We start from the raw sequence: 20,336 nt of genomic DNA, 5'->3' as shown, positions 1-20,336 counted from the left end.
AAAGAGTGTGCGGTTCTCTGGAGGCTTAGGGTTCTCTGGAGGCTTAGATGGCCTGAATGAAAAAAGACCCGCAGCGCCTCTCGGCGCAGCGGGCCAAATCGGCCTCGGCCGCTTCAGTGTCAGATATGCAAGGCGTGGCCCAGGGCGCGCAGTGCGGCTTCCTGTACCGCTTCACCGAGCGTTGGGTGGGCATGAATGGTACCGGCCACATCTTCCAGGCACGCGCCCATCTCCAGCGATTGGGCAAACGCGGTGGATAGCTCGGAGACCGCCACGCCAACCGCCTGCCAACCCACGATCAGGTGGTTGTCACGGCGCGCCACCACCCGCACGAAACCGCTTTTCGATTCCAGGCTCATGGCCCGGCCATTGGCGGCAAACGGGAACTGCGCGACGATGCAGTCCAGGCCCTGCTGGCTGGCTTGTTCCGGGGTCTTGCCGACCACCACCACTTCCGGGTCGGTAAAGCACACGGCGGCAATCGCTGCCGGCTCGAAGCGTCGGGCCTTGCCGGCGATGATTTCGGCGACCATCTCGCCCTGGGCCATGGCCCGGTGCGCCAGCATCGGTTCGCCAGCGACGTCGCCGATGGCCCAGACGTTGTGCATGCTGGTGTGACAGCGCTCGTCGATGGCAATGGCGGCGCCGTTCATCTTCAGGTCCAGGCATTCCAGGTTGAAGCCCTTGGTGCGTGGCCGGCGTCCCACGGCCACCAGTACCTGGTCGGCCTCCAGGCGCAGTTGCCCACCCTTGCCGTCGCTGGCCAGCAGGCAGCCATTTTCGTAGCCCTCGACGCTGTGGCCCAGGTGCAACGCTATGCCCAGTTTCTTCAGCGACTCGGCCACCGGGGCGGTCAATTCGCTGTCGTAGGTCGGCAGGATGCGCTCACGCGCTTCCACCACACTCACCTGTGCACCCAGCTTGCGATAGGCAATGCCCAGCTCCAGGCCGATATAGCCACCGCCGACCACTACCAGGTGTTGCGGCAGGGCTTTCGGCGCCAGGGCTTCGGTCGAGGAAATCACCGGGCCACCCAGCGGCAGCATAGGCAGTTCGACACTGCTGGAACCGGTCGCCAGCAACAGATGCTCGCACTGGATACGCTGGCCATCGACCTCGACCTGCTTGCCGTCCAGTACCTTGGCCCAACCATGCACCACTTTCACCCCGTGCTTTTTCAGCAGAGCGGCAACACCTGTGGTCAGGCGGTCGACAATGCCGTCCTTCCAGGTGACGCTCTGGCCGATGTCCAGGCGCGGCGAAGCCACGCTGATGCCCAGCGGCGAGGGTTCGGTAAAGCGCGAGGCCTGGTGAAACTGCTCGGCCACGTGGATCAGCGCCTTGGACGGGATGCAGCCGATGTTCAGGCAGGTGCCGCCCAGTGCCTGGCCTTCCACCAGTACGGTAGGAATGCCCAGTTGCCCGGCGCGGATGGCTGCTACATAGCCGCCAGGGCCGCCGCCGATGATCAACAGGGTAGTCTGGATAATCTGTTGCATGCTCACTCCACGAACAGGCAGGCGGGTTGTTCGAGCAGGCCACGTACGGCCTGGATGAACAGGGCGGCATCCATGCCATCGACCACGCGGTGGTCGAACGAGCTGGACAGGTTCATCATCTTGCGCACGACGATCTGGCCGTCGATCACCACTGGCCGTTCGACCATGCGGTTGACCCCGACGATTGCCACTTCCGGGGTGTTGACCACCGGCGTGCTGACAATGCCACCCAGGGCGCCAAGGCTGGTCAGGGTGATGGTCGAGCCGGACAGCTCCTCACGGCTGGCCTTGTTGTTACGTGCAGCGTTGGCCAGGCGCGAAATCTCGCCGGCATTGGCCCACAGGCTGCCCGCTTCGGCGTGGCGCAGCACGGGCACCATCAGGCCGTTGTCACCTTGGGTGGCAATGCCCACATGCACCGCGCCATGGCGGGTGATGATCTGCGCTTCGTCATCGTAGGTCGCGTTGATCTGCGGGAAGTCACGCAGCGCCACGACCAGGGCGCGTACCAGGAATGGCAGCAAGGTCAGCTTGCCACGGCTGTCGCCGTGCTTGCTGTTGAGTTGCTGGCGCAGGGCCTCCAGGGCGGTGACGTCGATTTCCTCGACATAACTGAAGTGCGCGACCCGGCGTTTGGCGTCCTGCATGCGCTGGGCGATCTTGCGGCGCAGGCCGATCACTGGCACCTGCTCGCTGTCGGTGCGCTTGGCATAACCATCAGGTGCTTGCCCGGCATTGCTTTGCGGCTTGCTCATGAAGGCATCGAGGTCTTCGTGCAGAATACGCCCGGCCGGGCCGCTACCATGCACATAACGCAGTTCGATACCGGCGTCCAGGGCGCGTTTGCGCACGGCAGGCGAGGCCAGCGGCTTGTCGCCCGGCTGGCGCGGCACGATGGGCGCAGCTTCGTGGTTGGCGGGCGCCTGGTACACGGCGGGTTTTACGTCTTTCTGCGGTTCCGGCTTGGCTGCAACGGGGGCAGCCGGGGCCTCTACCGGTTTTGGCTGAGGCACATCCACATGGTTGCCGCTGCCTTCCACTTCAATGCGGATCAGTTCGCTACCGACCGCCATCACTTCCCCGGGCTGGCCACCCAGGGCCAACACCTTGCCGCTGACCGGCGAGGGGATTTCCACGGTGGCCTTGTCGGTCATGACGTCGGCCACCACCTGGTCCTCGGCGATGATGTCGCCGACCTTGACGAACCATTCCACCAACTCGACCTGCGCGATGCCTTCGCCAATGTCCGGCATCTTGATGACGTGCGTGCCCATTCAGACCTCCATGACCTTTTTCAGTGCCGCACCTACCCGCGAAGGGCCTGGGAAGTAAGCCCATTCCTGTGCGTGAGGGTAGGGGGTGTCCCAGCCGGTGACGCGTTCGATCGGCGCCTCCAGGTGGTGGAAGCAGTGCTCCTGCACCAGCGACACCAGCTCGGCACCGAAGCCGCAGGTGCGGGTGGCCTCGTGCACCACCACGCAACGGCCGGTCTTTTTCACCGACTCGACGATAGTGTCCAGGTCCAGCGGCCACAGGCTGCGCAGGTCGATCACTTCGGCATCGACGCCGCTTTCTTCGGCGGCCACCTGGGCCACGTACACCGTGGTGCCGTAGGTCAGCACGGTCACGTCATTGCCAGGGCGGGTAATGGCGGCCTTGTCCAGCGGTACGGTGTAATAACCGTCGGGCACGGCGCTGTGCGGGTGCTTCGACCACGGTGTTACCGGGCGGTCGTGGTGGCCATCGAACGGGCCGTTGTACAGGCGTTTGGGCTCCAGGAAGATTACCGGGTCGTCGCATTCGATCGAGGCAATCAGCAGGCCTTTGGCGTCATAAGGGTTGGACGGCATCACGGTGCGCAGGCCGCAGACCTGGGTGAACATCGCTTCCGGGCTCTGGCTGTGAGTCTGGCCGCCATAGATGCCGCCGCCGCAAGGCATGCGCAGGGTCAGCGGGGCAATGAACTCGCCGGCCGAACGGTAACGCAGGCGGGCCAGCTCGGAGACGATCTGGTCGGAGGCCGGGTAGAAGTAGTCGGCGAACTGGATCTCCACCACCGGGCGCAGGCCATAGGCACCCATGCCCACGGCGGTACCGACGATGCCGCTCTCGGAGATGGGCGCGTCGAACACGCGCGATTTGCCGTACTTGTTCTGCAGGCCTTCGGTGCAGCGGAACACGCCGCCGAAGTAACCGACGTCCTGGCCGTACACCACCACATTGTCGTCGCGCTCAAGCATGACATCCATGGCCGAGCGCAGGGCCTGGATCATGGTCATGGTAGTGGTGGCCATGGCGGTTTCCGGGTTGATGCTGTTGTTGTGGTCGTTCATCTCAAACCCCCAGTTCCTGGCGTTGACGGCGCAGGTGTTCGGGCATTTCCTTGTACACATCCTCGAACATCGAGGCGGCGCTCGGGATGTGCCCGTTGGCCAGGGTGCCGTACTGCTCGGCTTCTTTCTGTGCGGCAATCACCGCAGCTTCGAGCTCGGCCGTGACGGCCTGGTGTTCTTCCTCGGACCAGTGGCCGATCTTGATCAGGTGCTGCTTCAGGCGGGCGATCGGGTCACCCAGCGGGAAGTGGCTCCAGTCGTCGGCAGGGCGGTACTTGGAGGGGTCGTCCGACGTCGAGTGCGGGCCGGCACGGTAGGTGACCCACTCGATCAGGCTTGGGCCCAGGCCGCGGCGGGCGCGCTCGGCCGCCCAGCGCGAGGCAGCGTACACGGCGACGAAGTCGTTGCCGTCAACCCGCAGCGAAGCAATACCGCAACCCACGCCACGGCCGGCAAAGGTGGTCGACTCGCCACCGGCGATGGCCTGGAAGGTGGAAATGGCCCACTGGTTGTTGACCACGTTGAGGATGACCGGGGCGCGGTATACGTGGGCAAAGGTGAGGGCGGTGTGGAAGTCCGACTCGGCAGTAGCGCCGTCACCAATCCATGCCGAGGCGATCTTGGTATCGCCCTTGATCGCCGATGCCATGGCCCAGCCGACCGCCTGTACGAACTGGGTCGCCAGGTTGCCGCTGATGGTGAAGAAGCCGGCTTCGCGCACCGAGTACATGATCGGCAACTGGCGGCCCTTGAGGGGGTCGCGCTCGTTGGACAGCAGTTGGCAGATCATCTCGACCAGCGACACGTCGCGGGCCATCAGGATGCTTTGCTGGCGGTAGGTCGGGAAGCACATGTCGGTGCGGTTCAGCGCCAGCGCCTGGCCGCTGCCGATGGCTTCTTCGCCCAGGCTTTGCATGTAGAAGGACATCTTCTTCTGGCGCTGGGCAACCACCATGCGGCTGTCGAAGATCCGCGTCTTGAGCATGGCGCGCATGCCTTGACGAAGGATCTGCGGGTCGATGTCTTCGGCCCAGGGGCCTTGCGCATCGCCTTGCTCGTCGAGCACGCGGACCAGGCTGTAGGACAGGTCGGCAGTGTCGGCAGCATCGACATCGATAGCGGGTTTACGGGCTTGACCTGCATCGTTGAGGCGCAGGTAGGAAAAATCGGTCTGGCAGCCTGGCCGGCCGGTGGGCTCGGGCACATGCAAACGCAGGGGGGCGTACTCGTTCATGCTTTTTACGCTCGCTCGGGTATTTGTTTTTGTGAGCTCTGAAGCGGCCGCCGCTGAGTACCGGCTTGTGACTGGTAAGTCAGCGTCACCTACATCTTAGTGGCCCGGCAGGAGAATTTTTCTCTCAAGTTGATTGCCTTTGCTGAGCGGGACAGATAAACATTCCGCATAAACACAAAAAACCGGTGATTTTGTCTTATGCGCAAACTCGATCGTACTGATATCGGCATTCTCAACAGCCTGCAAGAGAACGCCCGCATCACCAATGCCGAGCTGGCACGCTCGGTGAACCTGTCGCCCACGCCTTGTTTCAACCGGGTGCGGGCCATGGAAGAGCTGGGGGTGATCCGCCAGCAGGTGACCTTGCTGTCGCCTGAGGTGCTGGGGCTGGATGTGAATGTGTTTATCCATGTCAGCCTGGAAAAACAGGTGGAGCAGTCGTTGCATCGCTTTGAAGAAGAGATCGCCGAGCGGCCTGAGGTGATGGAGTGCTACCTGATGACCGGCGATCCGGATTACCTGCTGCGGGTGCTGCTGCCGAGCATCCAGGCGCTGGAGCGGTTTCTCGATTACCTGACGCGCTTGCCAGGGGTAGCCAATATTCGCTCGAGTTTTGCCCTGAAGCAGGTGCGCTACAAGACGGCGTTGCCGTTGCCGGCCAATGGCATGACCTTGCGGGAGTAGGGGGGGCGGCGCCGGCACAAGGATCGCATCCACCTGTAGGCGCGGGTTCACCCGCGAAGAGGCCGGCACAGCCACCCAATAGGCTGCTTGATATTTTAAACACCCGCAGCCTATGTTGTTGTCAGCCTACAACAACAAGGACAAGCGTCATGAGCACCGCTCAGCTCCAGGGCATCGATGAAATCGAATGCGTCACCCCCGACCTCAACGGCGTCCCGCGCGGCAAGGTGATGACCGCCGAAGGCTTCCTCGAAGGCCGTCGCCTGCAGATGGCCCGGGGTGTGCTGCTGCAGTGCATCATGGGTGGCTACCCAGCGGCGAAATTCTACGGCAGTGATGACGGCGACCTGGCACTGGTGGCCGAACCCAGTCAGGTCCACCGCCTGCCCTGGAGCGATGACGGCCGCGCCTTGGCCATCTGTGATGCCAACGAGCTGGATGGCCGGCCCTCGGCACTGTCCACCCGGGGCCAGTTGAAGGCCGTGATAGCCCGCTATGCGGCACTGGGCCTGGCGCCGGTAGTGGCAACCGAGCTGGAGTTCTTCGTCTTTGCCCCCAACACCGACCCGCAGCAACCGTTCCTGCCGCCCCTAGGCAGCGATGGCCGCCGCGAGCTGGGCCATTCGGCGTTCAGTGTCAGTTCCAACAACGGCCTGCGCCCGTTCTTCAAGGAGGTGTACCACTGCATGGCCGCGCTCGGCCTGCCACGTGACACCTTCATGCACGAAATGGGTGTCAGCCAGTTCGAGATCAACCTGCTGCACGGCGACCCGCTGCTGTTGGCCGACCAGACCTTCCTGTTCAAGCACCTGCTCAAGGAAGTGGCGCTCAAGCACGGGCTGACCGTGGTCTGCATGGCCAAGCCGCTGGCGCGTACGCCCGGCAGTTCCATGCACATTCACCAGAGCCTGGTCGAGGCCGGCAGCGGCCGTAACGTATTCAGTGACGAGCAAGGCCTGCCGACAGAAACCTTCCACCATTTCATCGGCGGGTTGCAGGCGTGCATGGCCGACTTCACCGCCCTGTTCGCACCCAACGTCAACTCCTACCAGCGCCTGTGCCACCCCTATGCCTCGCCGAACAATGCGTGCTGGTCCGAGGACAATCGCGCCGCTGGCTTGCGCATTCCGGCCAGTGCGCCGGTCGCGCGACGGGTGGAAAACCGCCTGCCTGGCGCCGATGCCAACCCCTACCTGGCCATTGCAGCCAGCCTGGCCGCCGGGCTGCATGGCATCGAGCAGCGCTTGCAGCCATCGCCGGCCATCCAGGGCGAATTCGAAGTGCCCGAGCACCTGAGCCCGCCGTGCACGCTGCATGCGGCCCTTGAAAGGCTCAAGCGCAGCACGCTGGCGCGGGAACTGATCGGCAGCGAGTTCATCGAAGGCTACATTGCCAGCAAGACCCTTGAGCTGAGCGATTTCTTCGACGAGATCACACCGTGGGAGCGTCGGGTCCTGGCGGCACAGGCCTGAGCGCGACACAACCTGCACCGGGCACGCCCCCGCAGTGCCAATTAGCTGTCGGGGGCCTGCGCCAGGCGGTTTTTGCCTTTATGCTGCTAGCACCCAAAACTGCCACCTGACCAGGGAGCTCCACGGGACGTATGCGAAATGTATGGAAGCCGTTTCAGTCGTTGTATTTCGCCGCGCTGATGATGTTGATCGGCTCGGGCCTGCTCAGCACCTACCTGGCCCTGCGCCTGGCTGCCGACCATGTCGACAGCCTGTGGGTGGGGGCGTTGATGGCGGCCAACTACTTTGGTCTGGCGGTTGGCGGCAAGGTTGGCCACCGGCTGATCGGACGGGTAGGGCACATACGCGCCTATGCCACCTGTGCCGGTATCGTCGGCGCTGCGGTGCTCGGCCATGGCCTGACCAGCTGGCTACCGGCCTGGGTCGGGCTGCGCGTGATCGTCGGCCTGGGGATGATGTGCCAATACATGGTCATCGAGAGCTGGCTCAATGAGCAGGCCGATGTGAAGCACCGGGGCGCGGTGTTCAGCGGCTACATGATTGCCTCGTACCTGGGGCTGGTGCTTGGCCAGTTGATTCTGGTGGTGCACCCGCAGCTCGGCCCTGAGTTGCTGATGCTGGTGGCGATGTGCTTTGCCCTGTGCCTGGTGCCCGTGGCGATGACCCGGCGTATTCACCCGGCGCCCTTGCGCCCGGCACCGATGGAGCCGAAGTTCTTCATCAAGCGCGTGCCGCAGTCGCTCAGTACGGTTTTGGGCTCGGGGCTGATTGTCGGCTCGTTCTACGGTCTGGCGCCTTTGTATGCGTCAAGCCAGGGGATGAGTACCGAGCAGATCGGTCTGTTCATGGGTAGCTGCATTTTTGCCGGCCTGCTGGTGCAGTGGCCGCTGGGCTGGTTGTCTGACCGTTATGATCGGGCGGTGCTGATTCGGAGTGTGGCAGTGGGGCTGGCGCTGGCGGCTGCGCCATTGGCAATACTGCCCAGTGTGCCGCTGGAGTTGCTGTTCGGTATCGGCTTCCTGATCTCGCTGCTGCAGTTCTGCCTGTACCCGCTGGCGGTTGCCTTTTCCAATGACCACGTGGAAAGCGAGCGCCGGGTATCGCTGACGGCGATGCTGTTGGTGACCTACGGTGTGGGTGCATGCGTCGGCCCGCTGGCGGCAGGCGTTCTGATGAAAGTGCTGGGCGCGCAGATGCTGTATGCCTTCTTCGTATTCTTTGCCCTGGTGCTGGTCTGGCGTATTCGGCCGAAAGCGGTTACCGGCCTGCATCAGGTGCAGGACGCACCGCTGGGCCACGTGGCGATGCCGGCGGCCGGTTCGCCATTGTCGGCGGCGCTGGACCCGCGAGTGGATGAGCAGACGGTGCAGGACGTGATGCAGGCGCCGGTGGCGGCTGAAGACACCGAGGATGAAGAGAAGGGCGCGCAGCAACAGGCGCCTGAAGAGGTCAGCAAGTCGGTGTAGGAGCGGGTTTACCCGCGAAGCGGCCAGCCCAGCAGAAACACAAATGAAAACGCCACCTCAGCAGGTGGCGTTTTCTGTTTTACCGACCGACGATCAATAATCGTCCTTGTCGAACCGCCGCGCCTCACGCTGCAGCTGGTACACGAAACTCTCGATCTTGCGCTGCGCCTGCCCGCTCAGGTTGTGGAAACGCACGCCGGCAAAGGTGGTGTTGATGCGCTCTTCATAGTGCAGATGACGCAGCTCGACCATGGTGTCCACCAGGCCCAGTGGGTTGCCCGCCTTGAAACGCTCATACACCTGGCCCAGTTGCAAGCGGTCTTCGACATTGCCTTCGAAGCGCAGTTTGCAGCCGGTGGCCGAGATATCCAGCAGCTTGCCTCGCATGGCGCCGTTGCCCTTGAGGTGAGCACCGTCAAGGATGATGTCGACCAGCTGCGATAGCTTCAGCGCGGCGCGGAAGGCGTTGCGGCGCTGGTGGTAGGTCACCTCTTGCGGCAGGGGGCCGCTGTAGCAGCGGTGGCCGTCGACTTCGCTGATTTTCAGCGCGTGATCGCATTCCCAGGCGATGCGTACACCATCGTGGAAGCCTTCGACACGGAAGTGCTCGCCGTTCTCGATGAATTTCTCGCCGTCACGGGGGATCATCTCATCCAGTGCCAGGGTGTTGCTTTCGCGGTCCACGTGCACCACATAGCTCTGGAAGCGATGGCTGCGGTCGTGGAAGGTGATGATCAGGGGGTCGTGGCTTTCCTGCAGCTGCCGCAAGTTGGCCGCAATCTCCAAGGGGGTGCTCAACACCTTGGGTGGTTGCGGGGCATCGGATTCATTGAACACAGCTTATTGTTCTCCAGGCAAAAGCGACACACGCAAGTAACGGCATTTTGCCACTATGTTCTGTGCCTTGATAGAAAAATCACACTTGGCTGAGCGCGCGCGGCTTGGCCAGCGGCGAGGTGCTGCCACGGCTATCGTAGAGCGAAGGCGAATCGCCGCCCTGAAGGATGCGGATCTGGTTGTTGGTGACGTGTTGCTGCACCTGGATGATCCGGCCATTGGTCTGGTTGACCTGCTGGCAGTCGTCCATCAGTTGCGACAACATGTCGAGCCGCTGCAGCATCACATCACCATGGGGTGACTGCGCAGCTACAGCCTGCACACCGGTGCGGTCGGCACTCAGGCCCAGGCTGCCGAGCAATTGGCTGCGGCGCTGGCCATGCTGCTCGAGCAAGATGATCAACGACTGCTTGCGCGCCAGGATTTGCTCCAGCAGCGGCATGTCGCGGCCATGCAGGGCGATTGCTTCCTTGTGCAGAAGGTCGAGCAATTCCTGCATCGGGGCAATGTCATCTTCGATCAGTTGCAGCAAGGTGGTGTCGTGCATGGCTAACTCTTGGCTTTTCTGGCGTCCGTGAAGTCAGCGCGCCGTACGGTCAGCGCTGGGCTTCGAAATCAAGCAGTTTGCTGGCGACCCGGCCGGCATCGACCTGGTAGCTGCCGTCGGCGATCGCCTGCTTCAACTGGGCCACACGGGCGCTGTTGACCACGGGCTCGTCGCGCAGCTTGTCGCTGATCTTCTGCAACTGCTGTGCCTCTTGGCTGAGGTGTACCGCCTCTCCGCTGGCGCTGGTGTCTTTCACCGCTTCCTGGCTGGCTGCCGGTTTTTCGGCGCTGCCGGACGCGGTGTTGCCGCGCACGCCGCCCGTGACGGACGGAGAGTTATTCAAACGACTGAAGTCGATGACCATGATCAGAAACCTCTGGGTATTTGGACGCTTGCCTTGTTTTCGGCCAACCCGATATAAACTTTAGGCACAAATGCATTGCCGCCTGTCGGCAAGCCCGCGAACCCGTTTCTGACACAGTTTAGGAAAAGCGGTTCCTCACTGCCAGCGCAATCTGGTGGCTAGCCTACATACTGACCTCGACCTGGCCCGGGCCGGTCACCCTGGCCTTGACCACGCGTTTGGAATTGAGGTTGCGTACCCGAATCTGCTCGCTCAGGCCGCCCTTGCTCAGGGCTTCGCCCGGCATGCGCACACTCAGGCTGCCACTGCGGGCAATGATCACCACCTGGTCACCCTTGCGCACCACCTCGGCCTGTTCCAGATGTTGCGGGGTGAGCACCTGGTCGATCACCGTGGGGCGCAGCATCTTCATGCCCACCGCCTGGTCCAGCTCGGTCAGAAAGCCCTGGCCCAGGGTACCGACATCGCGCTCGCGCAGGGCCACGTCACCTTCGCCGACCGTGTTGTCGCGCTTGAGCGGGCGGGTCACCACCACCACGTCGCGGAAAAGTCGCACGGTGGCCGGCACGAATACCGTCCACGGTGCTGCGCCGTTGCAGCGTATCCGTACCGTCACACGGCCCAGCGGCTGGGCCGGGCTTTCCAGTGAGGCGTCCAGCTGCTGGCTGCACAACGGCATGCGCAGGCGTGGGTCCAGCGGGTTGACCTGGATTTCATAGCGGCCGGCAGTCTGGGTGGTGGACAGATAATCTTCAACGGTGAATTCAAGAAACCCTTGGGTGACACCGATAAGCTGTTCAGGCAAGGTGAACGCGTTCGCCACCGTGCGAACGCCGGGCATCAGCAGGCACAGCGTGGCCAGCGGGCCAGTCAGCAGGCGTGTCAATCGTCGGGAAAATGTCGTTTTCGTGTGCATGACACTCAAAAAAGCAAAGCCCGTGCCGACTCGCTACCTGAGTTGCAACGAAAGGCTGAAACGTTAAGGAGTCTGGCATGGCGGGTGTTATGGATTCGGTCAACCAGCGCACGCAGCTGGTGGGGCAGAATCGCCTGGAATTGCTGCTGTTCCGCCTCAATGGCGAACAGCTTTACGGCATCAATGTGTTCAAGGTCAGGGAAGTACTGCAATGCCCTGCGCTGACCCTGCTGCCCAAGGCGCACCCTGTGGTGCGTGGCGTTGCCAATATTCGCGGGGCGACCATCCCGATCCTCGACTTGTCGATGGCCACCGGGTTGCGGCCGTTGCAGGAAGACACACGCAACAGCTTCGTGATCATCACCGAGTACAACACCAAGACCCAAGGCTTCCTGGTGCATTCGGTGGAGCGCATCGTCAACATGAACTGGGAAGAGATCCATCCGCCACCCAAGGGTACCGGCCGTGATCACTACCTGACCGCTGTCACCCGGGTGGACAACCGCATGGTCGAGATCATCGACGTGGAGAAGGTGCTGGCCGAAGTGTCGCCGTCGTCCGAGTCGGTATCGGCCGGTGTGATAGATGCCGAAGTGCAGGACAAGGCGGTGTTGATGCGGGTCCTGACCGTCGACGATTCGTCGGTTGCGCGCAAGCAGGTCAGCCGTTGCCTGCAGACCGTAGGGGTCGAGGTAGTGGCGCTTAATGATGGCCGTCAGGCGCTGAACTACCTGCGTCAGCTGGTGGATGAGGGCAAAAAGCCGGAAGAAGAGTTCCTGATGATGATCTCGGACATTGAAATGCCGGAAATGGACGGTTATACGCTAACCGCAGAGATTCGCAGCGATCCGCGCATGCAAAAATTGCACATCTGCCTGCATACTTCGCTTTCCGGGGTGTTCAACCAGGCAATGGTCAAGAAGGTCGGTGCCGATGACTTCCTGGCCAAGTTCAAGCCGGACGACCTGGCCCAGCGGGTGGTCGACCGGATCAAGGCAGCGCATTGAAGCAGCCGGGGGCATGCCCTCCGGCACCAGTGATTGAAAAGAGGCGGCAGTAGTGTCTACGGGTAATTTGGATTTCGAACAGTTCCGGGTCTTCCTGGAGAAAGCCTGTGGCATCCTGCTGGGCGAGAATAAGCAGTACCTGGTTTCCAGCCGTCTCAACAAGCTGATGGAACAACAGGGCATCAAGAGCCTGGGTGAGCTGGTGCAGCGCATTCAGGCCCAGCCGCGCGGCGGTTTGCGCGAGCAGGTGGTCGATGCCATGACCACCAACGAGACCCTGTGGTTTCGCGACACCTACCCGTTCGAGGTGTTGAAGAACAAGGTGATCCCCGAGTTCATCCGCAACAACCCCGGCCAGCGCCTGCGCATGTGGTCGGCGGCCTGTTCGTCGGGGCAGGAGCCGTATTCCATTTCAATGGCGATCGACGAGTTCGAGCGCAGCAACCTCGGCCAGTTGAAGATGGGGGCGCAGATCGTCGCCACCGATCTCTCCGGCACCATGCTGACCAACTGCAAGACCGGCGAATACGACAGCCTGGCGATTGCCCGCGGCCTGTCCCAGGAACGCCTGCAGCGCTACTTCGATCCAAAGGGGCCGGGGCGTTGGGCGGTCAAGCCGGCGATTCGCAGCCGTGTCGAGTTCCGCTCGTTCAACCTGCTCGACAGCTATGCCAGTCTGGGCAAGTTCGACATCGTGTTTTGTCGCAATGTGCTGATCTATTTCTCGGCGCAGGTGAAGAAGGACATCCTGCTGCGCATTCACAGTACCCTCAAGCCCGGTGGCTACCTGTTCCTCGGCGCCTCGGAAGCGCTGAACGGCTTGCCGGACCATTACCAGATGGTGCAGTGCAGCCCGGGGATCATCTACCAGGCCAAGTAAGCACGAAGGCCGGTATCGAGAGATGCCGGCCTTTTTGTATGCCTATCCGCTGTTCCTGCCGAGCTCCCCGTAGGAGCGGGTTTACCCGCGAAGAGGCCGGCCCAGGAAAACACTGACGTCAATTTTTTGTTTTGCCGCTTTTGCCGCCCATCAATTGCCGCTTTTGTCACCTCAGGCGGAAGGCCTTTGCCGCTTTTCTGGCATCAATCTGACAGTACCGCGCCGCAAAACCACATAAATACGGGCTTTTCAGTGGTTGGCACAGCCCTTGCTATACCTTGCTCAACGAAATTCCGGTCAACCTCTGAAGGTTTCCCTGACATGAGCATCAGCTTCGACAAGGCGCTTGGTATTCACGAAAAGGCACTGGGCTTCCGCGCCCAGCGCGCTGAAGTGCTGGCCAACAACATCGCCAACGCCGACACGCCCAACTACAAGGCCCGTGACATGGACTTCGCCTCGGTGCTCGCAGCCGAAAGCGACAAGCAGCAGAGCGGCGGCCGCTTCAACCTTGACCGGACCAACAGCCGGCACATCGAAGCTGAGGGCCTGGCCATGGCCGATGAAACCCTCAAGTACCGCACGCCGCTGCAGCCGTCGATCGACCAGAACACCGTGGATGCGCAGATCGAGCAATCGAACTACACGGAAAACGCGATTGGCTTCCAGGCCAGCTTCACCTTGCTCAACAGTAAATTCAAAGGGCTGGTTTCCGCCCTGCGGGGAGAATGACCATGTCCCTTTCCAGTGTCTTCAACATTGCCGGTAGCGGCATGAGCGCACAGAACACGCGTCTGAACACCGTGGCGTCCAACATCGCCAACGCCGAGACCGTGTCTTCGAGCATCGACCAGACGTACCGCGCCCGCCACCCGGTGTTCGCCACCACCTTCCAGAATGCGCAGGCCGGTAGCAGCCAGTCGCTGTTCGAAGACCAGGGCGAGGCAGGGCAGGGCGTGCAGGTAAAAGGCATCGTCGAAGACCAGAGCACCCTTGAAGCACGCTACGAGCCGAACCACCCGGCGGCGAACAAGGACGGCTACGTCTACTACCCGAACGTCAATGTGGTCGAGGAGATGGCTGACATGATCTCCGCCAGCCGCGCGTTTCAGACCAACGCTGAACTGATGAACACGGCCAAGAACATGATGCAGAAAGTGCTGACCCTGGGGCAGTGATAGGAAGCCGACATGACCACCACCAATTCCACTACAGACGTCGGCAGCGCATACCTGACCTCGCTGCAGAAGCAGACGTCCAAGACTGACAGCTCTACCGGCGCCGCCGGCAGCGCGCTGGGCAAGGACGCGTTCCTGCAGTTGCTGGTCACCCAGATGCAGAACCAGAACCCGCTCGACCCGCAGGAAAACGGCGAGTTCGTGGCCCAGTTGGCGCAGTTCAGCAGCCTGGAAAGCATGCAGTCGCTGAACGACGCTGTGACCTACATCGCGGCCGGGCTGCAATCTTCCCAGGCCTTGCAGGCCTCCTCGCTGGTCGGGCGCAATGTCATTGTCCAGACCGACAAGGCTGTGGTCGATACCAGCAAGGACATGAAGGGCTCGGTCAACCTGACGTCGTCCAGTACCTCCACCTCGGTGGGGATCTACGACAAGGACGACAAGCTGGTGCGCACCATCGAACTCGGTACCCAGAAGTCTGGCAGCATCGACTTTACCTGGGATGGCCTGAACGATGACGGTGAAGTCGCGGCCGCCGGGACCTACACCTTCAAGGCCACCGCCTCGATCGATGGCAAGGCCACGGCCATGACCACCAACCTGCCGGCCTCGGTTACCAGTGTGACCATGGGTAGCAACGGTTCGGAGATGACGCTCAACCTGGCCGGGCTGGGCAGTGTTGCGCTTTCCAAAATCCAAAGCATCGGCATCTAGGGCCTGAGCAAAACGACAGGAGTTACACATGTCTTTCAATATCGGCCTTAGCGGCCTCTATGCAGCAAACAAGGCCCTGAACGTTACCGGCAACAACATTGCCAACGTTGCCACCACCGGCTTCAAGTCGTCGCGTGCCGAGTTCGCCGACCAGTACTCCAACTCCATTCGCGGCACCAGCGCGGGCAAGACCGTGATCGGCACCGGGGTAAAGACTGCCGCGGTGTCGCAGCTGTTCACGCCAGGCAATATCAACGCCACCGGCCAGGCGCTGGACATGGCTATCGATGGCAACGGCTTCTTTGCCCTGAACGACAACGGCTCGAAGATCTACACCCGTGCGGGCGCTTTCTACAGCGACAAGGCCGGTTATGTGGTGAATGCTTCGGGTGCCAACCTGCAGGGTTATGCGGTCGGCGAGGACGGCAAGATCATCCAGGGCATCCTGACTGACCTGCAGATCGATACTTCCAACCTGACGCCGAAGCCGACCAGCCTCATCACCGAGAAGATCAACCTGAACTCGGCTGCGACCTCCCCGTCGGTGACGCCCTTCGATCCCACCAATGCCAGTTCCTACAACTTCACGTTCAATACCCCGGTGTTCGACAGCCAGGGTAATGAACACCAGATGAACCAGTACTTCATCAAGGACGACGCGACCAATACCTGGTCCATGCACACCACTATCGATGGCCGCAACCCGGCCAATCCGGCCTCCACCACGCCGCTGGTCAACGCCGTGCCGTTCAAGTCCGATGGTACGCTGGACAAGGATGCAATGACTGCGGGTGACGTCGCGGGCGGCCTGAGCATTGGCGAAGACAAGATCTTCCAGCTCAACGACTGGATCCCGGCGCAGAAAAACGCCGCTGGAGAGTGGTCGGCCAATGGCGCCATCGCCAACGCGGACGGTGTGAAGCTGGACATGCTGGGTGCCACCCAATACAACGCGTCGTCCGCAGAAATCGCCAAAACCCAGGATGGCTTCGCCACCGGTGAGCTGTCGGGGCTGAGCATCGACCAGAACGGCTACCTGTTTGCCAGCTTCACCAACGGCAAGGACAAGGTGATCGGCCAGGTGGCGATTGCCAACTTCGCCAACCTGCAGGGCCTGACGCCGATTGGCGGTACCAACTGGAAAGAGTCCTATGCCTCGGGCGTGCCGGTGATCGGCGCTCCGGACACCGGTACCCTCGGCCAGATTTCCGGTGGTGCCCTGGAGGACTCCAACGTCGACCTGACCGGCGAGCTGGTAAACCTGATCAAGGCGCAGAGCAACTACCAGGCCAATGCCAAGACCATTTCCACTGAAAGCACCATCATGCAGACCATCATTCAGATGACCTGATGATTGTATTGGCTTTGGTGTTTGTAATTGGGGCCGCAAAGCGGCCCCAAGAATGTGAAGGTTCACGCGAATGAAGCGGCTGTCGTTACTGGCCTTGTTCCCCTTGCTGGTGCTGGTTCTGCCTGCCCCCGCTGCCCCCGCCCCGTTCTATCAATGGCAAAGCCTGGTCACCGGCCGCTACCTGTGTTCGGCCCACAACCCGGGCAAAGGCTGGGTGCGCCACTCTGGCCCCTACAACAACGCCGCCTGCCGCGCCCATTGAGCAAGCCCTTGCCGCAGGCGGCAAACATCCGCCGACAAACTGACGGTTATTGCCCCTTGCCGCGCTGAAAGCCCCGTAAACCGGGTGTTTCAGACTTGGTTCAATTATTGCTTGGAACCTGCCCAGTGACAGCGCGGCAGCTACGCGCAGAGGAGAAACTGTGGACAAGTTGCTTTATGTGGCCATGACCGGCGCCAGCCAGAACGCGCTGGCGCAGAAGGCCCACGCCAACAACCTGGCGAACATTTCCACCAACGGTTTTCAGCGCGACCTGGAGCAGGCCCGCTCGATGCCGGTGTTCGGTGACAGCTTTCCGGCGCGTGCATTCGCCATGACCGAGCGCCCGGCCACCGACTTCAGTGAAGGCCCGTTGGTCGAAACTGGCCGCGACCTTGACGTGGCGGTGACCGGCAAAGGCTTTATCGCCGTGCAGGCGCCGGACGGCAGCGAAGCCTATGTGCGTACCGGTAGCCTGAACATCGATGCCCTCGGTGTGCTGCGTGCCGGCAATGGCATGCCGGTGATCGGCAACGGTGGCCCGATCGCCATCCCGCCGGAGCAGAAAGTGGAAGTGGGTGCCGACGGCACCATCAGCATCCGCTCCATGGGTGAAGACCCGCGGGTGATGGCCGAGGTCGACCGCATCAAACTGGTCAACCCGGACACCAAAGGCCTGACGAAGGGCCTGGACGGTCTGATCCATACCACTTCCGGCCAGCCGGCCGATGCCGACGTCAACGTGCGGGTGGTGGCTGGCTTCCTGGAAGGCAGCAATGTCAACGCTGTCGAGGAAATGACCTCGGTGCTGGCGCTGTCCCGCCAGTTCGAACTGCACGTCAAGATGATGAATACGGCCAAGGAAGGCGACGAAGCCATGGCTCGGGTTTTGCAAATCGGCTAATCACTTTTGAACGGGTGCCGTAAAACAGGCGCACGAGGAGAACTCACATGCTTCCGGCTCTTTGGGTCGCTAAAACCGGCCTGTCCGCTCAGGACACCAACCTGACGGTCATTTCCAACAACCTGGCCAACGTCTCGACCACCGGCTTCAAGCGTGATCGCGCCGAATTCGCAGACCTGCTCTACCAGATCAAGCGCCAGCCTGGTGCCCAGTCGACCCAGGACAGCGAGCTGCCCTCGGGCCTGCAGGTCGGTACCGGTGTGCGTATCGTGGGCACCCAGAAAAGCTTCGTTGCCGGCAGCCTGCAAACCACCGACAACCCGTTGGACATGGCAGTCAACGGCCGCGGTTTCTTCCAGATCCTGCAGCCGGACGGCACCGTGTCGTATACCCGTGACGGTACCTTCCACCTGAACTCCGACGGCCAGATCGTCACTAACAACGGCTACGCCCTGGAGCCTGCCATTGTCGTGCCTAACGACGCCCAGACCTTCACCGTTGGCCAGGACGGCACCGTGTCGATCACCACCGCCGGCAACCCGGCTGCACAGGTGATCGGCAACATCCAGACCGCCGACTTCATCAACCCGGCTGGCTTGCAGGCGATCGGCGACAACCTGTTCCTCGAGACCGCCGCCAGTGGCGCGCCTCAGGTCGGCACCCCAGGCCTGAACGGTTTTGGCACCACCTTGCAGCAGACGCTGGAGAACTCCAACGTCAGTACCGTGGAAGAGCTGGTGAGCATGATCACCACTCAGCGTGCCTACGAGATGAACTCCAAAGTCATTTCCACGGCCGACCAGATGCTGTCGTTCGTTACTCAACAGCTCTAAGCCCTGTCACTCAGCTGCGCCCGTGAGGTAAGTGTCATGAATCGTCTGTTGTCCGTTTTCGCCCTGGGGGGGGCGGTGTTGCTGGCAGGTTGCGTCGCACCGACGCCCAAGCCCAACGACCCGTACTATGCGCCGGTGTTGCCGCGCACCCCGTTGCCGGCAGCGGCCAACAACGGTTCGATCTACCAGGCCGGTTTCGAGCAGAACCTGTACAGCGACCGCAAGGCGTTCCGGGTGGGTGACATCATCACCATCACGCTCAATGAGCGCACGTCCGCCAGCAAGAACGCGGGCTCGCAGATCGCCAAGACCAGCAAGACCGACATCGGCCTGACTTCGCTGTTTGGTAGCACGCCCAACACCAATAATCCGTTCGGTGGCGGTGACCTTTCGCTGGAGGCCGGTTATAGCGGCGATCGCGCGACCAAGGGCGACAGCAAGGCCACCCAGGGCAACACGCTGACCGGTTCGATCACCGTCACCGTGGCCGAGGTACTGCCCAACGGCATCATCGCCGTGCGCGGCGAGAAGTGGCTGACCCTGAACACCGGCGAAGAGCTGGTGCGCATTGCCGGCATGGTTCGCGCTGACGATATCGCCACCGACAACACCGTGCCGTCCACCCGTGTGGCCGACGCGCGCATCACCTACTCCGGTACCGGTTCGTTCGCCGATGCCAGCCAGCCCGGGTGGCTGGACCGCTTCTTCATCAGCCCGCTTTGGCCTTTCTGAGTACGGATGACCATGTTCAACGTGAGGCAGCTGATTGCCACAACCCTGCTTTTGTCCTGCGCCTTCGCTGCCCAGGCCGAGCGCCTGAAGGACATTGCCAGCATCTCTGGCGTACGTTCCAACCAGTTGATTGGTTACGGCCTGGTGGTAGGCCTCAATGGCACGGGTGACCAGACCACCCAGACGCCGTTCACCCTGCAAACCTTCAACAACATGCTGTCGCAATTCGGCATCAAGGTGCCGGCCGGTTCCGGCAACGTGCAGCTGAAGAACGTTGCCGCAGTGTCGGTGCATGCCGACCTGCCACCGTTCGCCAAGCCGGGCCAGGTGGTGGACATCACCGTGTCGTCGATCGGTAACTCGAAGAGCCTGCGCGGCGGCAGCCTGTTGATGACCCCGCTCAAGGGTATCGACGGCAACGTTTACGCCATTGCCCAGGGCAACCTGGTCGTGGGTGGCTTTGACGCCGAGGGCCGTGACGGCTCGAAGATCACTGTCAACGTGCCGTCGGCTGGCCGTATCCCGGGTGGTGCCAGTGTCGAGCGTGCGGTACCGAGCGGCTTCAACCAGGGCAATACCCTGACCCTGAACCTCAATCGCCCCGACTTCACGACCGCCAAGCGCATCGTGGACAAGGTCAACGACCTGCTCGGCCCTGGCGTGGCCCAGGCCGTTGATGGTGGTTCGGTAAGGGTCAGCGCGCCGATGGACCCAAGCCAGCGCGTGGATTATCTGTCGATCCTCGAAAACCTCGAAATCGACCCGGGCCAGGCGGTGGCCAAGGTCATCATCAACTCGCGTACCGGCACTATCGTCATCGGCCAGAACGTCAAGGTGTCGCCGGCGGCGGTTACCCACGGCAGCCTGACCGTGACCATCACCGAAGACCCGATCGTCAGCCAGCCGGGGGCCTTCTCCAATGGCCAGACTGCCGTGGTGCCACGCTCGCGGGTCAATGCCGAGCAGGAAGCCAAGCCGATGTTCAAGTTCGGCCCAGGCACCACGCTGGATGAAATCGTCCGCGCGGTGAACCAGGTGGGCGCAGCGCCCGGCGACCTGATGGCGATCCTCGAAGCCTTGAAACAGGCCGGCGCCTTGCAGGCCGACCTGATCGTGATCTGAGGAC

The 20,336-nt window shown here is 62.1% G+C and carries 22 protein-coding genes; 14 read left to right on the top strand and 8 right to left on the bottom strand.

The window, feature by feature from the left end; genetic code table 11:
• Positions 1 to 119: 119 nt before the first annotated feature.
• From lpdA to ACF8FB_RS15985, 4 genes are read right to left on the bottom strand one after another with little or no spacing between them, the layout of a single operon-like run.
• A complete protein-coding gene (gene lpdA, locus ACF8FB_RS16000) occupies positions 120 to 1,499 on the bottom strand; it encodes a dihydrolipoyl dehydrogenase (protein ID WP_047604201.1) in 1,380 nt (459 codons plus the stop codon).
• 2 nt (positions 1,500 to 1,501) lie between these two features.
• The gene (locus ACF8FB_RS15995) at positions 1,502 to 2,773 is read right to left on the bottom strand and encodes a dihydrolipoamide acetyltransferase family protein (protein ID WP_392511550.1); all 1,272 of its coding nucleotides are present in this window, start codon (positions 2,771 to 2,773) and stop codon (positions 1,502 to 1,504) included.
• On the bottom strand, positions 2,774 to 3,832 hold the full coding sequence (locus ACF8FB_RS15990; RefSeq protein WP_012051588.1) for an alpha-ketoacid dehydrogenase subunit beta: 1,059 nt from the start codon (positions 3,830 to 3,832) through the stop codon (positions 2,774 to 2,776).
• Between the two features lies 1 nt (position 3,833).
• Positions 3,834 to 5,066: a 3-methyl-2-oxobutanoate dehydrogenase (2-methylpropanoyl-transferring) subunit alpha gene (locus ACF8FB_RS15985; RefSeq protein WP_003254486.1), complete on the bottom strand. Its 1,233-nt coding sequence runs from the start codon at positions 5,064 to 5,066 to the stop codon at positions 3,834 to 3,836.
• Positions 5,067 to 5,264: 198 nt separating this feature from the next.
• Between ACF8FB_RS15985 and bkdR the strand changes: the two genes are divergently transcribed.
• The 3 genes from bkdR (at position 5,265) to ACF8FB_RS15970 (ending at position 8,688) form a co-directional block, all read left to right on the top strand.
• On the top strand, positions 5,265 to 5,750 hold the full coding sequence (gene bkdR, locus ACF8FB_RS15980; RefSeq protein ID WP_003254485.1) for a Bkd operon transcriptional regulator BkdR: 486 nt from the start codon (positions 5,265 to 5,267) through the stop codon (positions 5,748 to 5,750).
• Between the two features lie 230 nt (positions 5,751 to 5,980).
• Complete coding sequence (locus tag ACF8FB_RS15975; protein WP_392511555.1) at positions 5,981 to 7,222, top strand: glutamine synthetase family protein; 1,242 nt, start codon at positions 5,981 to 5,983, stop codon at positions 7,220 to 7,222.
• Between the two features lie 131 nt (positions 7,223 to 7,353).
• Positions 7,354 to 8,688 carry an MFS transporter gene (locus ACF8FB_RS15970; protein WP_010955108.1) on the top strand — a complete coding sequence of 445 codons (1,335 nt, stop codon included), beginning with the start codon at positions 7,354 to 7,356 and terminating at the stop codon, positions 8,686 to 8,688.
• Between the two features lie 93 nt (positions 8,689 to 8,781).
• Here the strand turns inward: ACF8FB_RS15970 and ACF8FB_RS15965 are convergent, their stop codons facing one another.
• From ACF8FB_RS15965 to flgA, 4 genes are all read right to left on the bottom strand, one after another.
• Positions 8,782 to 9,525: a flagellar brake protein gene (locus ACF8FB_RS15965; protein WP_010955107.1), complete on the bottom strand. Its 744-nt coding sequence runs from the start codon at positions 9,523 to 9,525 to the stop codon at positions 8,782 to 8,784.
• Positions 9,526 to 9,604: 79 nt separating this feature from the next.
• Positions 9,605 to 10,072 carry a flagella synthesis protein FlgN gene (locus tag ACF8FB_RS15960; protein WP_010955106.1) on the bottom strand — a complete coding sequence of 156 codons (468 nt, stop codon included), beginning with the start codon at positions 10,070 to 10,072 and terminating at the stop codon, positions 9,605 to 9,607.
• A gap of 49 nt (positions 10,073 to 10,121) precedes the next feature.
• Positions 10,122 to 10,436 carry a flagellar biosynthesis anti-sigma factor FlgM gene (gene flgM / locus ACF8FB_RS15955; protein WP_003254479.1) on the bottom strand — a complete coding sequence of 105 codons (315 nt, stop codon included), beginning with the start codon at positions 10,434 to 10,436 and terminating at the stop codon, positions 10,122 to 10,124.
• 163 nt (positions 10,437 to 10,599) lie between these two features.
• A complete protein-coding gene (gene flgA / locus ACF8FB_RS15950) occupies positions 10,600 to 11,352 on the bottom strand; it encodes a flagellar basal body P-ring formation chaperone FlgA (RefSeq protein WP_012051593.1) in 753 nt (250 codons plus the stop codon).
• 77 nt (positions 11,353 to 11,429) lie between these two features.
• Here flgA and ACF8FB_RS15945 point away from each other — a divergent pair, with 77 nt between their 5' ends.
• From ACF8FB_RS15945 to ACF8FB_RS15895, 11 genes are all read left to right on the top strand, one after another.
• Complete coding sequence (locus ACF8FB_RS15945; RefSeq protein WP_010955104.1) at positions 11,430 to 12,359, top strand: chemotaxis protein CheV; 930 nt, start codon at positions 11,430 to 11,432, stop codon at positions 12,357 to 12,359.
• A gap of 52 nt (positions 12,360 to 12,411) precedes the next feature.
• Positions 12,412 to 13,239 carry a protein-glutamate O-methyltransferase CheR gene (gene cheR, locus ACF8FB_RS15940; protein WP_004575768.1) on the top strand — a complete coding sequence of 276 codons (828 nt, stop codon included), beginning with the start codon at positions 12,412 to 12,414 and terminating at the stop codon, positions 13,237 to 13,239.
• Positions 13,240 to 13,560: 321 nt separating this feature from the next.
• The gene (gene flgB, locus ACF8FB_RS15935) at positions 13,561 to 13,971 is read left to right on the top strand and encodes a flagellar basal body rod protein FlgB (protein ID WP_010955103.1); all 411 of its coding nucleotides are present in this window, start codon (positions 13,561 to 13,563) and stop codon (positions 13,969 to 13,971) included.
• Between the two features lie 2 nt (positions 13,972 to 13,973).
• Entirely contained in the window at positions 13,974 to 14,417 is a 444-nt protein-coding gene (gene flgC, locus ACF8FB_RS15930) for a flagellar basal body rod protein FlgC (RefSeq protein ID WP_003254469.1), read from the top strand.
• 12 nt (positions 14,418 to 14,429) lie between these two features.
• Complete coding sequence (gene flgD / locus ACF8FB_RS15925) at positions 14,430 to 15,131, top strand: flagellar hook assembly protein FlgD (RefSeq protein ID WP_003254468.1); 702 nt, start codon at positions 14,430 to 14,432, stop codon at positions 15,129 to 15,131.
• A 28-nt stretch (positions 15,132 to 15,159) separates the two neighbouring features.
• The gene (gene flgE, locus ACF8FB_RS15920) at positions 15,160 to 16,482 is read left to right on the top strand and encodes a flagellar hook protein FlgE (RefSeq protein WP_010955102.1); all 1,323 of its coding nucleotides are present in this window, start codon (positions 15,160 to 15,162) and stop codon (positions 16,480 to 16,482) included.
• A 70-nt stretch (positions 16,483 to 16,552) separates the two neighbouring features.
• Positions 16,553 to 16,744 (top strand): hypothetical protein, encoded by a 192-nt coding sequence (locus ACF8FB_RS15915; RefSeq protein ID WP_003254464.1) that lies wholly within the window; start codon positions 16,553 to 16,555, stop codon positions 16,742 to 16,744.
• 160 nt (positions 16,745 to 16,904) lie between these two features.
• Positions 16,905 to 17,645 (top strand): flagellar basal-body rod protein FlgF, encoded by a 741-nt coding sequence (flgF, locus tag ACF8FB_RS15910; protein WP_010955101.1) that lies wholly within the window; start codon positions 16,905 to 16,907, stop codon positions 17,643 to 17,645.
• A gap of 47 nt (positions 17,646 to 17,692) precedes the next feature.
• Positions 17,693 to 18,478 carry a flagellar basal-body rod protein FlgG gene (gene flgG, locus ACF8FB_RS15905; RefSeq protein ID WP_392511549.1) on the top strand — a complete coding sequence of 262 codons (786 nt, stop codon included), beginning with the start codon at positions 17,693 to 17,695 and terminating at the stop codon, positions 18,476 to 18,478.
• A 36-nt stretch (positions 18,479 to 18,514) separates the two neighbouring features.
• Positions 18,515 to 19,210: a flagellar basal body L-ring protein FlgH gene (gene flgH, locus ACF8FB_RS15900; RefSeq protein WP_003254461.1), complete on the top strand. Its 696-nt coding sequence runs from the start codon at positions 18,515 to 18,517 to the stop codon at positions 19,208 to 19,210.
• Between the two features lie 12 nt (positions 19,211 to 19,222).
• Complete coding sequence (locus ACF8FB_RS15895) at positions 19,223 to 20,332, top strand: flagellar basal body P-ring protein FlgI (RefSeq protein WP_004575771.1); 1,110 nt, start codon at positions 19,223 to 19,225, stop codon at positions 20,330 to 20,332.
• Positions 20,333 to 20,336 lie beyond the last annotated feature (4 nt).

The organism is Pseudomonas sp. yb_2 (assembly GCF_043103905.1).
Taxonomy (GTDB): domain Bacteria; phylum Pseudomonadota; class Gammaproteobacteria; order Pseudomonadales; family Pseudomonadaceae; genus Aquipseudomonas; species Aquipseudomonas alloputida.
This window is presented reverse-complemented; position numbering and strand designations above follow the sequence as displayed.

Coding starts and splice junctions, on each gene's coding strand:
- lpdA (WP_047604201.1), bottom strand. CDS start 1,499: ATGCAACAGATTATCCAGACTACCCTGTTGATCATCGGCGGCGGCCCT.
- ACF8FB_RS15995 (WP_392511550.1), bottom strand. CDS start 2,773: ATGGGCACGCACGTCATCAAGATGCCGGACATTGGCGAAGGCATCGCG.
- ACF8FB_RS15990 (WP_012051588.1), bottom strand. CDS start 3,832: ATGAACGACCACAACAACAGCATCAACCCGGAAACCGCCATGGCCACC.
- ACF8FB_RS15985 (WP_003254486.1), bottom strand. CDS start 5,066: ATGAACGAGTACGCCCCCCTGCGTTTGCATGTGCCCGAGCCCACCGGC.
- bkdR (WP_003254485.1), top strand. CDS start 5,265: ATGCGCAAACTCGATCGTACTGATATCGGCATTCTCAACAGCCTGCAA.
- ACF8FB_RS15975 (WP_392511555.1), top strand. CDS start 5,981: ATGACCGCCGAAGGCTTCCTCGAAGGCCGTCGCCTGCAGATGGCCCGG.
- ACF8FB_RS15970 (WP_010955108.1), top strand. CDS start 7,354: ATGCGAAATGTATGGAAGCCGTTTCAGTCGTTGTATTTCGCCGCGCTG.
- ACF8FB_RS15960 (WP_010955106.1), bottom strand. CDS start 10,072: ATGCACGACACCACCTTGCTGCAACTGATCGAAGATGACATTGCCCCG.
- flgM (WP_003254479.1), bottom strand. CDS start 10,436: ATGGTCATCGACTTCAGTCGTTTGAATAACTCTCCGTCCGTCACGGGC.
- flgA (WP_012051593.1), bottom strand. CDS start 11,352: ATGCACACGAAAACGACATTTTCCCGACGATTGACACGCCTGCTGACT.
- ACF8FB_RS15945 (WP_010955104.1), top strand. CDS start 11,430: ATGGCGGGTGTTATGGATTCGGTCAACCAGCGCACGCAGCTGGTGGGG.
- flgB (WP_010955103.1), top strand. CDS start 13,561: ATGAGCATCAGCTTCGACAAGGCGCTTGGTATTCACGAAAAGGCACTG.
- flgC (WP_003254469.1), top strand. CDS start 13,974: ATGTCCCTTTCCAGTGTCTTCAACATTGCCGGTAGCGGCATGAGCGCA.
- flgD (WP_003254468.1), top strand. CDS start 14,430: ATGACCACCACCAATTCCACTACAGACGTCGGCAGCGCATACCTGACC.
- flgE (WP_010955102.1), top strand. CDS start 15,160: ATGTCTTTCAATATCGGCCTTAGCGGCCTCTATGCAGCAAACAAGGCC.
- ACF8FB_RS15915 (WP_003254464.1), top strand. CDS start 16,553: ATGAAGCGGCTGTCGTTACTGGCCTTGTTCCCCTTGCTGGTGCTGGTT.
- flgG (WP_392511549.1), top strand. CDS start 17,693: ATGCTTCCGGCTCTTTGGGTCGCTAAAACCGGCCTGTCCGCTCAGGAC.
- flgH (WP_003254461.1), top strand. CDS start 18,515: ATGAATCGTCTGTTGTCCGTTTTCGCCCTGGGGGGGGCGGTGTTGCTG.
- ACF8FB_RS15895 (WP_004575771.1), top strand. CDS start 19,223: ATGTTCAACGTGAGGCAGCTGATTGCCACAACCCTGCTTTTGTCCTGC.